Origin of the sequence: Caballeronia eucalypticola, from assembly GCF_047608185.1 — a bacterium.
In the GTDB taxonomy this organism is placed as follows: Bacteria; Pseudomonadota; Gammaproteobacteria; order Burkholderiales; family Burkholderiaceae; genus Caballeronia.
In genome coordinates this window covers 24,504-37,818 of the sequence record NZ_JBLKRU010000004.1, presented here as the reverse complement: position 1 = coordinate 37,818, position 13,315 = coordinate 24,504, and the positions used below count along the sequence as shown (strand labels likewise).

Sequence of the window (13,315 nt, the reverse complement as noted above, 5' to 3'; positions counted from 1 at the left end):
ATCAATGTCCGCCTGGATCACTTGGGTCAGCCGGCGGTGTCGCCACGGCTTTGCATCCGGTATTCGGTCGGTGAAATCAAGAGCCGCCGGCGGAAAATCTTGGCCAGCCGGTCGCCGTTGCCCATGCCGCTGCGGCGAGCGATTTTGTCCACTGGCAATTCGGAATCGGTGAGCAGGGTGCAAGCGACAGCAAGGCGCGCCTGCAACAGGTAATCCGACGGCGTGGTACCCGTCTCAAGCTTGAAACACCGCAGGAAGTTGCGCTCACTCATGGCAGCCGCTTGGGCTGCGTTCACTACTGAGATCGGCCGTTCGCAGTTGTCCTGCAGCCAGCGAGCCGCCGTGCGGATCTTGTCACCGGCAGACGCCGTGCCGTTGTCGCTTAACAGCGGCGCGAGCTTCGTGGTCCAGCCCGGCATCAAGCGCTCCGCGACACCGCGAGCGATCTCGACGCCAAGATCACGCTTGATCAGCAGAAGCGCGCCCTTCATCGACTCATAGCCATCGCTGGATTCGCTCCAAAGCTCCTGGCGCATCGGGCTCATCATCGGCGGGCCGATTTTCATCTGCGATACCCGGGCATGGCCGATACCGGCTGCGTCCAGCACTTTCCGCCCCTCGGCAATCGACATGACCGAAGTCGTATTGGAACGCACGCGCTTTAGCCACTCCACGATCCGCTCGTCGCGCGCGGCGCTCTCGGCGCCCTTGCCTCCGGCCACGAACAGCGCGTCAAAGCCGCCGTAGTGGCGCGCGTCGAGCCCGTCGGTCCAGACGCTCACCGAGGACGAGCAGGCTACGTTGCCCCCGTCCGCGGAAAGAAACCGCACGTCGTAGGTCCAGTCATTTCTCGCCTTCGATACCGCCAGTTCATTGGCTATATGAAAGACCTCTGCCACGAAGCCCGCGCTGAGCAGCGAAAAGCCGTCGAACAAGATAATTGCTATCCGATGTACCTGAGCATTAAAGCTCGTAGTCACAGGCTGCGGCCTCCCCACGACAGCGTGTTCTACATTAGCGTATGGCATGGCGTTTCCCAGCAAGTTTTAGCGAACCCATCACGGCCGGACACGAATCCTGATTGCGGTGCATCGTGGACATCCTTATAAGCGTTTAGGCTGTCGTGACGGAATGTAGCGAGGATATTGCCGGAAAAATCTTGAGGTCGCTATTTCAAATCCACTCGATGCGTGTCCTTCCCATCATTCAAACGAAGATTACTGGCCAGCACGCCCGTGGCGGTTATGGATTCACGATCCTTTAGATTGAAATGGTTCACTAAGAGAGCTGTCAGTGCGAATAGAGAGCGGTTATGGAACGTGGTTGACGGAGGTGTTGAGGGTCGTTGGAGACCCGGAAAAACCGGCTCTCAGGCCCGTGCGACAAGGCTCCTCAGAAATTCACTGGTTGTTGGCCGGACAGAAACGGCGCATCGGAGCGGAAATGTTTCATCTCTGAAACGCGGCACGTTTAAAATAACGAATGCAAGAAGCCGATGTCGCCCAGTTGCGCGAATTAATAAAATTCTCGAGCAATGTTGGCGAACGCACATACATATTTTCGATAATCGTCTAAACGATTTTATCGAATTAAATGTACCGGACTTGGCTTTTATCTTTTACGCCGGTTCACCCACGTCCTGACATATAAAAAAGCCCGCACCATTCAACACCCTCTTTCTCGCGCTTTTCCGCCAGCGTAATAGCGGGATACCGAAAACATCTGCCAACATCTCGCGCTTTTCAGCCGGGCGCATTTTCTCCTTACCCCCGCCGCGTATAGTGCGACGCATGCGACATGGATTGCCGCCGCGCGCAATAGATAACGGAGAAGAGTCGATGGAACACCCAAACAATGCGGGCCGGCTGCACGTCGCGGGTCCGGCCGACGCTAACCTGACAGGGGAATTCGATAGAGCATCGGAGACGAGATCGACACCCAAGCGCATCGGTGTCCTGATCTTCGAAGATTTTGCCCTCATCGACGTGAGTTCCATCTCCGAGGTGTTTGCGCTCGCGAATGAAGTTGAGCCACCGGCGGATAACGACCATGGCAAGCTCAACTATACGCTGCTGTTGTTATCGAGTGATGGCGGCAGCGTCGCGAGCAGCTGCTCCATGCGCATCTGGACCGAGAGTCTCGATACGAAATCGATGAGTGATTGCGATGCACTGTTCATCGCGGGCGGCGAAGGCGCGCAACACGCCAAGGTCGATCAGCAGTTGCTGAAACGTTTGTCCCGTGTCGCGTCGAACCTTTCGTTCGTGAAGGCCATTGGCGAAGGGTCGCAGATTCTGGCAGCCGCTAATCTTTCACCCAACAATCGCGCGACTGACTTCGAGGATGCGACCGTCGCTTCGGCGCTGGCGAGTCCGGTCTTTTCCGCGGGACAAACGCTCCCGCTCAACGATCCCAAGGGTCCGATCACGGCCGCGCTTTCGATCATCCAGAGTGATTACGGGCCGGCAGTGGCGCGAGAGGTATCGGAGCGTATTGTTCCAGGCGCATGGCCGAAGCTCTCGACGGTGCTCGAGGACACCGACGCTGGCGGCGTACGTCAAAAGATCAACGCGGCCGCTCGCTGGATGCGCGAGAACTACGTCCGACGGATTTCAGTCGCGGATGCCGCAAATGTCGCCAATATGAGCGAACGAAATTTCTTGCGCTGTTTCAAGGCGCACATCGGCGTGACACCGTCGGAATACCTGTTGCGCGCACGGCTGGATGCGAGCTGCATGCTGCTCGCGGCAACCGATCTTCCCGTCGACAAGATTGCCCGCCGATGCGGCGCCGGCAGCGGCGATGGATTGGCCAAGATATTCCGCAAGCGGCTCTCCATTTCGCCGTCCGAATATCGCCTGGCCGGGCGCAGGAAAGCCGCCGAACAGTAACGTCATCGGCGGGGATTGCTGGGTGGAATTCTAGTCTGGCGGGCGCCCGATCGCGCTAGATGGGCTCTATCAGTTCGGGCTGTTCCGCGATGGGCTCCGGAAGCAGCGCAAGCATGCACTCACGCAGATACGCCTCGAACCCCTCACCCACCTCTGGATGCTGCAACGCGAGTTGCACCGTCGCCTTCAGATAGCCGAGCTTGCTGCCGCAATCGTAGCGGGTGCCGTAATACCGGTACGCCAGCACTTGCTCGACCGCCAGCAGCGACGCGATTGCATCGGTCAATTGAATCTCGCCGCCGCTGCCCGCCTGCGTATTGCGCAGATGCGTGAAGATGCCCGGCATGAACACATAGCGCCCCACCACACCCAGATTCGATGGCGCCAACGCCGGCTGCGGCTTCTCCACGATGCCCGACAGCTTGATGATGTCCTCTTCCCACTCGCGCCCTTCGATCACGCCATACGACGCGCTGTCGATACGGCTGATCCGCTCTACGCCGATGACGGAGCTATGGTAGTGATTGAACACATCGACTAGTTGCTTCATGACCGGCTCCTTGCTGTGAAGCAGGTCGTCGGCCAGGATCACGGCGAACGGATTCTCGCCAATCAGTTTTTCAGCGCATAACACTGCATGTCCGAGTCCGAGCGCAGTCGGTTGACGCACGTAAAAACAGTCGACGTTGGCGGGCTTGATGTTACGCACGAGTTCGAGCAGCTGTTCCTTGCCGCGCGCTTCGAGTTCTGCCTCGATCTCGTAGGATTTGTCGAAGTGATCTTCAATCGCTCGCTTGCTGCGGCCCGTCACGAATATCATTTCCGTGATTCCCGCTGCTATTGCCTCTTCCACCGCATACTGGATCAGCGGTTTATCGACGATAGGCAGCATTTCCTTCGGACTCGCTTTTGTCGCCGGGAGGAAACGGGTGCCGAGTCCCGCCACTGGAAATACGGCTTTGGTGACTTTCAGCATCGCGCTTCCCTAAAATACTTTCAATGAATACACGAACGCTCGTTCACCATGCGTTCATGCTCGCGGTCATGCAATATCCGACCCATCGAATTTACATTTACCCAGCGCTTTCAATAACGACATCCGGCTTACCGGAAGCCGCTTTTGAAAACATAAATAAATTGCTGCACCGCGCGTCGAGGAACCGGATATCCTGACCCTTTCGCCGTCTGGCGTCAGCCGGATGCAAGAAAAAAAATAATCAACCTTCCGCTGCGTCGCAGCACGACCGTTCTAAAATACTTGTTACTGACTTATTCCTGATCATCCGTATGCGGAAAGCGGATGCCTGACGCGTTCAGTTTCGACATCGGATCGTTACGTAGCGCGTCCCGATAGGCAGAGACCGCGGCGAGGATCAACAAAACAGCAATACCAGCAAATGCGTGCATGTCCATGATGTACCCCTTTCTTTAATGGTTTGAAATGAAGTTAGCAGAAAAAAAACGACAAATAATTGCCGAATAAATTCGTTACCTTTTGAACAGACCGTTACGAAGTTTTTGCTCGTCATCAGGACGATGGGCTGTTTGCCACGCATATTTTTCCATTATTTGCCGGACTAATATGACATCAGCAAAGTGCGCCGCTTGAATGGCCGGGTTGAGTTGCCTCGGCCGGGTGCCCAAGCAAACTAGATAAGGCGCCGTAAGGCCGGTCAACATTCGAAACGTTCGAAACTCCCCGGCCCTGATTCCAACTTGGACACGAGGTTTTTAAATGAGCGATTCGTCCCTGCTCGATCCCGCGCGTTCCTCTCTGCAGGTACCGCTCGAACGCGCCGCCGCTGTCAGCATTGACGACCGCGATGTCGCCATCAACGCGTGGCGCGGTTTCGCGGCATTGCTGGTGGCTTATTTCCATTGCCGCCAGATCACCTGGATCGGCATACAGCAATTCCACAAAACCGGGGCCAGGTTCGATCTCAACACCGTTTTCAGCTATCTGACCTTCCCCATTGCCTGGGGCTCGGCCGGCGTGCCGATTTTTTTCGTGATCAGCGGGTACTGTATTCATCGCGGAACGGCGCGCAAGCTGCTTGCCAATCCCGCGGCGCCCTTCGATACCGGCAATTTCCTGATGCGCCGTTTCGCGCGTATTTATCCGGTGCTGCTGGCCGCTCTGGTGCTGACCTACGTGCTGGACACGTTCAGCCTCGGCTTCACGCCGGTGAGCCCCAAGATTGGCACGGCGGACCTGCATCTGTTCATCGTCAACCTGCTTTCGCTGCAGGGTGTAGCCGGCAGTACTTTCGGGTCGAACGGAGCGTTGTGGACGCTCTCGCTCGAAGTGCAGTTCTATCTCGTGTATCCGTTGCTGATTGCCTCGCGCCGGCGCATCGGGATGAAAGCGGTGCTGGTTGGCGTTGGTATCGTCAATGTGATCTCCGCACTGGTGTTCGAGCGGCATGAGATCGTGCTGTTTGCGTCGTACTGGTTCTCGTGGACGCTCGGTGCATGGATTGCCGAAGCGAAGGCCTCGCCCGATGCACTCAAGCGGCCGACAGGGTCGATGAAGCTGAAGATCGCGGCGGTGGTGGTGGCCGTGATTGGCTGCGGCGCGTTCAAGTTCGGGCAATACCTCGCGTTCCAGTTCTGGGCGCTGGCGTTCGCGCTGTATCTGTTCCAGGCACTCAATAAACCCATGCGCAATTCGTTGCCGGTAAGGGGTTTCTCGTGGCTCGGCGAGTTCAGCTTCTCACTGTATGTCGTGCATATTCCGATCTTTATCCTGCTCGGATCGGTGCTGTTTCACTCGGCGCTGCAAACGACCATCTGGGCGTCGTTCGCTTTCATGCTCGTGCCAATTGCGGTGGGTTATGTGTTCTACCTGCTGGTCGAGCGTCCCGCGATGAACTGGTCCGCGAGTCTCAAACGGCGGAAGGCGTGACGGGTTCGAGGAGATCAACGGGCGCGGCGCAGGGATGGCATCGACGCGGCCTGTGCCCGGCCAATGCCGCCCCTTGTGAACTCTTTAGGCAGTTAGAACGGGGTCGTGTAGGCCACGCCGATAGTACGGGAATGAGCGTTGTTTCGTTCGTACGTGATTGCCCAAACCTGCAAGCATGGCACCCGTGAATGCCCCCACTACGTCCGCGGTCAGATCCTGAAGTTACCGCTGCTTTGGCCGCGACTTTTTGGCGACATCGGAGAGGATCTTTTGAACGCTTTCCACATACCGTTCAGTCCCGAAGCGGTTAATCGCGTTCGCATAACCCTGCTCGACCAGCCGGTCGCGCAACCCGGTATCCGTCGATAGTTCGCTGAGCGCTTCGGCCAGCGCGCGGACATCGCCGGGCGTGCAGAGAATGCCGTTCTCGCGATCTTCCACGATGTCCGTCACGCCGCCCGCCCGTGCAGCCACGATCGGCCGCTTCGCCAGCATGCCTTCAATAATCACGCGGCCGAACGGTTCCGGACTGATGGACGTGTGCGCGACGATATCGACGGCTCTCATGCACGCCGCAATATCGTGCTGGAACCCAAGGAAATGCACGCGGTCCTCAAGACCCTGTTCGATCACGTAGGCACGCAATTCCGCCTCGTACGCGTCCTCGCCGAAGAGCGCCGCCCCGACCAGCACGGCATGCATCCCGGGAGCCTCCTGCAGCGCTTCAAGCAGGATGTGCTGCCCTTTCCAGCGTGCGAGCCGGCTGAACGATCCTACGAGAAACGCGTCCTTCGGCAAACCAAAGCGCGCCCGCAACGCGTGCTGCTCGACAGATTCCAGCGCGGTGAACGGCTCGGCGGAAATGCCGTTGAACACCACATCCAGCCGTTCCTCTTTCATGCGCGTCAACGCAGTGAGCGCAATGGCCGATGCCGTCGAGTTCGCGATCACGCGTTCCAGCATGAGCTTCGTGCACCACTTGATGATCGTGAGCTGCGTCTTGCCGAAATGCTCCGGGCTGACAATATCGCGCAGATGCCACACGACCGGCCGCCGCGAGATCAACCCGGCAATAGCGCCGACGACCATCGCGCGCTGTGTGTTCACGTAGATCACATCCGCGTTGCGCGACTTTGCCAGCGTGCCGCGCACGAGGCTCAGCACGCCGCCGATCATGCCCGCCTTCGGCCGGTTCATGCCGCCGTCTTTGCTCAAGCCGCCGAGCGCGGCGCCATCGAGCACATCGACTTTCACACCGACCGCTTCGAGTGCAATGCGAAACGGGCCGTCATCGAACAACAACGTCTCGTTGGTACCGCGCATGTTCTTCATCACTTCGAGCAGCGATAATTCCGCGCCGCCAAGAACACCGCTTTGATCGACGGCAAGAACGCGCATAGCATCGGCCTCCTGATGATCCTGAACCAGTTGCACAGCGGCGGCCTTCGCTACCGGATCCGCTATTGCCTCTATTGGCAGCGGGGGCATGGCAGGCGGTGCGAGTGTGAACTGAGGTGCAACGCTTTGCACATAGGCGCGAAGATTATCGCGGAAATGCCTGATCGAAAAACGCTCGGCGTTTGCGCGGCAATCAGCGGGATTGATCTTCACCGCACCGGCCTCGAAACCGTCCACGGCGCCAATGATTGAAGCGGTCGTCTGTTCATCGAAGAAGAGGCCCGTTGGGCGCGCGTGCGAACTATCGAGCACGGTCTCAAGCGCTCCCCCCTTGCCGTATGCGATCACGGGTGTGCCGCACGCTTGCGCCTCGACGACCGAGATGCCGAAGTCCTCTTCGGCCGCGAACACGAATGCCTTTGCGCGCTGCATCTTTTCCTGCAGGACGGAGAACGGCTGATAGCCCATGATCTCGACATTCGGCGTGGCCTTCTCGCGGATCTTGCGCATGTCGGGGCCATCGCCGATCACAACCAGTTTGCGCTCCGGCATCTTCGCGAATGCTTCTACGATCAGATCGATCTTCTTGTACGGCACCATGCGGGACGCCGTTAGATAGAAGTCTTCTTTCACATCCCAACGCTGGAACGCTTCTACGTCGACGGGCGGGAAGATCACATGCGAATCGCGGTGATAGACCTTGTTGATCCGTCGCGCGATGAACGCCGAATTCGCGATGAAATGATCCACCGAATTCGACGTGCGGTTGTCCCAGTTGCGCATGTAGTGCAGCACCAGACGCGCGAGCAGCGACTTGACGCCGGCCGTGAGATTCGATTGCTGCAGGTACTGATGCTGCAAATCCCACGCATAGCGGATGGGCGAATGCACGTAGCTCACGTGAACCTGGTCGGGACCTGTCAGCACGCCCTTCGCCACCGCGTGACTGCTGGAAATGACGAGGTCGTAGCCGGACACATCGAGCTGTTCGATCGCGAGCGGCATGAGCGGGAGATACGAGCGGTAGCGCTTTTTCGCCTGTGGCAGTTTCTGGATGAACGACGTGGTGACCTTCTTGCCTCGCATCCACGACCGCTCTTCCATGAAGTCGACGACACTGAAAAGATCGGCGTCGGGAAAGCACATGACGATCTGTTCCAGCACCTTCTCCGCGCCGGCGAAAGCGACGAGCCAGTCATGCACGATCGCGACCCGCGGCACCCGTTTCGCGATTCTCGCGCGGTGCCGGGGCGGCGTGTCCTGCACGGCGGGCGGCAGCAGGCCGACCGGGTCGAGCGGCGCTCGCACCGTGTCGATGACTGCTTCATCGAGATCATGTCTCATGCGTCTCTCCTCACCTTAAACCGTGGATTTCACGCGCCGTTTCAGGCGCACATTCAACTCATGGACGAAGCCGCGCGCCATGGAGCGCAACGCGGGCCTCGTGAGAAGGGAACAGCCTAGATTCAGGGCTGAGATGACAAAAGCTGCTGCGATTGATTGCAGCGGATACTCGATTGGATCGATGACAAACGCCACGCCCAGGCCTGCGATAAGGAACGCGAGATGCATCAGCATGTCGGCGGCAATGGGGCGTGCATGGATACGCGAGATCCACAGCAGGAGGCCGTAGTCGGCGAGCGAGCGCAGCACGACCACGCTGGCGGCTCCGATAGGACCGAAGTGCGCGATGCCGAACCACAGCGCCGTCACGAAGAACGGCAGTTGAACGACGCCGATGCGCGCCGCCGTGGCGGGATTGATTTGCGACTGGATCATGATGCGCGTGACGCTGGCCTGTCCGACGAGCCATACGCCGATGATCAGGATCCGGCCCACGGGTGCGCTGGCGATGGCAATTTCCTGTCCGACCCAGAGATGAAGGAACGGCGCGAGCACGAGCATGACGAAGAGCGCGATCGGCGTGAAGACGCCGTTGAGGAATTCGAGTGACTGCTGGACCATGGCATCGGCGTGTTCGCGTTTGACGGCCGACAAGCGCGGGAACAGGGTGCGAACGAGTGAGTTCGGCAGCATGTTCAGGCGGGTAACGAGGTTCTGTGGAACGGTGTAGTACGTGACGAAGCGCGCGCCCAGGTTTGCTCCGAGGAGGATGCGGTCAAGGGAGTCGGTGATCATGCTGGAGATGGTCGCGACCAGCATCCAGCCGCCGAACTTGAACAGGCCGCCGGCTACGCCGAGCTGCGGCCATTCGATGCGTTTGATGTCAAGCACCTTGAAGCTTGCACGTGCGAGCATGATCACGGCGAGGACCCGCGCGAGGACCGCGGCGGCGAGGACGGTTTGCAGGTTCGGCGCGATTTTCCAGGCGGCGGCGAGCGGCAGCAACTGGAACAGGAAGGTGCCGATCGTTTGATTCGTGTTGTAGATACCGAAGCGTTCGACGCCGTTGATGGCGCCGGCGCAGACCCATGAGACGTTAGCAATGGGGATGGCCAACGCGAGCCATGGGAGCGCGTGATAGACCTCGCGTTGCATGGCGGGCGATGAATGTGCAACGTAGGCGGCGTAGGCGAAGGCGCCGAAGTAGATCAGGATTCCGCCGATGATGCCGGTACCCAGGTTGAGCCAGATGGCGCTCCAGAACACGCGCGAGCGGGCTTCGGGGTCGTTGGCGGCGTGTGCTTTTGAGATCTGGTGTTGAGCAGCCATGCCCATGCCGAGATCGAGAATGCCGAAGTAACCGATGAGGGTCCAGACGAGGCTGATTACACCGTAGCGTTCGACGCCGACGAGATGGATGTATGCGGGCACGGTGATCAACGAGACGAAGGTAGGCAGTACCAGTCCCGAGAAGTTAATCGCCATGTTCTTCAGCATCGATTTTTCCATCGTTCGCACTCGGTTTCGGGGGTTGGGGTTGGTCGGGGGGGGTCGGGTTCATTGCCGGGTTGCTAGGTTCTGGCGTTAGCGGTCGGGTTCAATGCCGGGTTGCTGCTTTCCAGGTCTTTGCGCGTTTAGTGTTGGATTTTTCTTTAGCACTATTAGCCACTGTGCGTGGCGGCACGTCATTTCCTGGTCCTTAGCGACAAAGAAACGAAGCAAAGAAAACGCTTTCACCGCTCTACCCTAAGTGTCCACGGCGTGCAGTTTTCATTCATTGGTTCCCCGCAAGCACGGTGCTCGCCAGAGCCACCGATGTGTGAAACCCTCCTTCTCCGAACACCGATACCCACACGCTTCGCCACCAGTGATTGAACCTGCCAAAGAGCACCCCGCGTTATCCGCGTTAACCATCCACCAAATTTTTACGCACGACGAACCACTTCGCCAACCCACTAAAATACAAAGCGCCAAAAATTCGTAAGGCCCCTAACGACAAAACAATCCTCCAGGCAAGCAATTCCCGTGAAGAATGAAGCAACAAAACGCCTGATGCCGTTGCCGTTGCCGTGACCTATGGCGGTCACCACGATCGCTTAACTAATGCATCAAGAGATGAAGCCAAAAATGCGTGTATATCCGCGCGGGTTGCTTGGCAAAGGTGCTTGCCCGAGAGCGCGCGGGGCGAAGCGTGTTCGTGTCAGGATTCGCGAGAAGGAGGGGTTCAAACATCCGGTGCTCTTGCGAGCACCGTGCTTTTGGGGCACCCATGAATCAAAACTGTACGCTGTGGACACTTAGGGTAGAGCGGTGAAAGCGTTTTCTTTGCTTCGTTTCTTTGTCGCTAAGGACCAAGAAATGACGTGCCGCCACGCACAGTGGCTAATAGTGATAAAGAAAACATCCAACACTGAACGCGCGAAGACCTGGAAAGCACCAACCCGGCATTGACCCCGACCGCGAGACCTTGGCCCCCCGCCCCCCAAACCCTGCCCACCCAAAACCCCAAAGTGCGAACGAACAACTACTCGTGCCACCGGTACATCATCACCTTCCCTCGCGCATCTTCTTCAACAAACACCAAATACTCACCATCCGCCTGCCGGCTCGCGCTAATACCATTCGGCACATCCACCCACCCTGATGCACCACCTACTTCCGGTCCCGGCTTGATCACCCCAACCTCACGCCCCGACTCCTTCTCGTACACATGAACCATCCCAACCGGTTCCACCGTGAACACATACTTGCCCTCAACCGTCACACCAATCGTCGTAGCCAACGGCTTGCTCTTCGTATCCCACGGCAATTCAACCGAATACCGCTGCACCGGATCCTTCGACCAATGGTCGTATCGAACCAGCCGTCGTCCCACTTCCTTCCAATACCCACGATCAAACGGCTCGTCAGCCGTGTACCCAGTCAAATACATCGTGTCCGTATCCGCCTCATACACCGCCCGCTTCACCACATTGAACGGCGCCGGCATCGCGTAGTTCTGCGCGTTGTCATAGGCATAAACCGGATTGCCCACACGGTCCACACCACCATATCGAAAACGATTGATGCCCCGCGTGTCACTCGTATGCCAAATGTCACCCTTCGTATCAACCCACCACCCCCATCCACCAGGATTAGGTAGTACTCCATTATTCGCAACGAACTCGTTCCCCTCGAAACGGCCGTTGCCATTCGTGTCACGCCAGATCCAGTCACCATGCGGCGGATGATTCGGAATGCCCTGCGCACCACGCTCACGTCCCGCAAAATAGCCCGAAGGAATCGCCACCTCACCATCATGCTTTGCATCGAATCGATAAATCTTCAAATGATCCGAATACATGTCCGTCAAATACAAAAAAGTGCGGCCGTCGACCTTGCGAGCAATAGGCTGCCCCGGCCAGTCATCAACGCCAAAACTAGGATCCTCGGGATACTTGAATCGCCCCGACAAGAAACCCACGTACTTCCATTCCTGTCCCACCGGCTTCGACAAATCCAGCTCAAACCGCTTGTTGCCGGTGTAGACGCTATTCGGACGCGATGGGTCCATCCACGCGCCATCCACGAACAACAATCCCTGCACTTGCCACAACTGCCGGCCATCAGGCGCGTAACTCTCAAGCGTCGCGCCCAGTCCCGCACCGGTCGAACCCTGCCGCACTCCAATCCCGTTCGTCGATACATATACGTTCCCGGCGGCATCCACCCCCACGCCGGTCAGCCCATTGAATCGCTGCGGACCCGGACGGCCCGCGACACCCGAAAAAATGCCGCCGCGCTCACCCAGCGCACTCGACTCGCGATACTTGCCGGCGCCGCCATCGCGCGTGAAGATCAACACTTGCTGACGCGGCCCGTTGTCCGCAACCAGCAAACGCCCCTGCGCATCGAGCGTTAAATCGACGGCATCGGTGCCCGCGGCCAGCCCAGGCGCATCATCAATCGCCGCGCCCGCCGCGCTGTAATGCGCGAGCCGCGCCTGACCGCCCTGCGTATTGACCAGCGCCCATAGGGTGCCGTCCTTCGCGAGCGCCAGACGCCCCGGCTGCGTCGCGTTCCATTTGCTCTTTTGCTGCATCGACTCGGCGTCGTACACCTCGATACGGTTCATCGCGGTGTTCGCCACGTACAACAACGCATCCGATGCAGCCAGTCCACCCACGTCCGGCTTCACGTCGTCCGTCTTCGGTGCGCCGCGCTTGGCTTCCGGCACCTCGTTGATCATGAGGAAAGCGGCGGCGAGCTGCGCGTGACCGTCTTTGTCGGCGGCGAGGTTCGCCTGGAATCCCACGCTGCGTTTCATGTCGCCGATGTCGCGACGCGACACGCCAAACCACTGCTTGCCCTTGGGCGGCCACACCCCCGCCTTCGACAAATTGCCGCGCTCGTTGCCTACGCTGACCCCGACGAACGCATAGCGTCCGTTGAGCGCAATCGCGTTGCCGCCATAGTTGCCCCAACCGTGCGTGCCACCGGCCGTGCCAAGAACCTTGCCGTCCTTGTAGACGCTGACTTCCGCCCCGCTTTCATCCCACGGCGCATTGGTGTACACGCGGCCATCGGCCTTAACCGCGATCGCGGTCATGTTGATCTGCGTCCACGTGCCGTCGCCGAAACCAAAGGTGTTGCCAATCCAAGATGTACGCGCCTGCAGCACCGTGGGTGACGCCGGATACGCGGAGCCCACTGCAGCCAGACCGAGCGTTCCTACAACCAGACAACGTGATGCTAAAAACGAAAAAAGCGAAAAGCGCGGAAAACGATGCAAGAGGTC

Annotated in this window: 8 protein-coding genes; 2 read left to right on the top strand and 6 right to left on the bottom strand. The window is 58.6% G+C overall.

Annotation, left to right across the window (positions count from 1 at the left end; genetic code table 11):
- Positions 1-26 precede the first annotated feature (26 nt).
- A complete protein-coding gene (locus tag ACMX25_RS06520; RefSeq protein ID WP_414948728.1) occupies positions 27-1,028 on the bottom strand; it encodes a GlxA family transcriptional regulator in 1,002 nt (333 codons plus the stop codon).
- Between the two features lie 810 nt (positions 1,029-1,838).
- Between ACMX25_RS06520 and ACMX25_RS06515 the strand changes: the two genes are divergently transcribed.
- Positions 1,839-2,891: a GlxA family transcriptional regulator gene (locus tag ACMX25_RS06515; RefSeq protein WP_414948727.1), complete on the top strand. Its 1,053-nt coding sequence runs from the start codon at positions 1,839-1,841 to the stop codon at positions 2,889-2,891.
- Between the two features lie 55 nt (positions 2,892-2,946).
- On the opposite strand, the gene galU is transcribed toward ACMX25_RS06515, so the two are convergent.
- Positions 2,947-3,867 (bottom strand): UTP--glucose-1-phosphate uridylyltransferase GalU, encoded by a 921-nt coding sequence (galU, locus tag ACMX25_RS06510; protein ID WP_414948726.1) that lies wholly within the window; start codon positions 3,865-3,867, stop codon positions 2,947-2,949.
- Positions 3,868-4,160: 293 nt separating this feature from the next.
- Entirely contained in the window at positions 4,161-4,304 is a 144-nt protein-coding gene (locus tag ACMX25_RS06505) for a hypothetical protein (protein WP_414948725.1), read from the bottom strand.
- A 322-nt stretch (positions 4,305-4,626) separates the two neighbouring features.
- Here ACMX25_RS06505 and ACMX25_RS06500 point away from each other — a divergent pair, with 322 nt between their 5' ends.
- On the top strand, positions 4,627-5,796 hold the full coding sequence (locus ACMX25_RS06500) for an acyltransferase family protein (protein WP_414948723.1): 1,170 nt from the start codon (positions 4,627-4,629) through the stop codon (positions 5,794-5,796).
- A gap of 222 nt (positions 5,797-6,018) precedes the next feature.
- Here ACMX25_RS06500 and ACMX25_RS06495 read toward each other — a convergent pair whose 3' ends face one another.
- The 3 genes from ACMX25_RS06495 to ACMX25_RS06485 all read right to left on the bottom strand — a co-directional run bounded on the left by ACMX25_RS06495 (position 6,019) and on the right by ACMX25_RS06485 (position 13,258).
- Positions 6,019-8,538: a glycosyltransferase family 4 protein gene (locus tag ACMX25_RS06495; protein ID WP_414948721.1), complete on the bottom strand. Its 2,520-nt coding sequence runs from the start codon at positions 8,536-8,538 to the stop codon at positions 6,019-6,021.
- A 15-nt stretch (positions 8,539-8,553) separates the two neighbouring features.
- Positions 8,554-10,047 (bottom strand): oligosaccharide flippase family protein, encoded by a 1,494-nt coding sequence (locus ACMX25_RS06490; RefSeq protein ID WP_414948719.1) that lies wholly within the window; start codon positions 10,045-10,047, stop codon positions 8,554-8,556.
- A 1,015-nt stretch (positions 10,048-11,062) separates the two neighbouring features.
- The gene (locus ACMX25_RS06485) at positions 11,063-13,258 is read right to left on the bottom strand and encodes an NHL repeat-containing protein (protein ID WP_414949051.1); all 2,196 of its coding nucleotides are present in this window, start codon (positions 13,256-13,258) and stop codon (positions 11,063-11,065) included.
- Between the last annotated feature and the right edge of the window lie 57 nt (positions 13,259-13,315).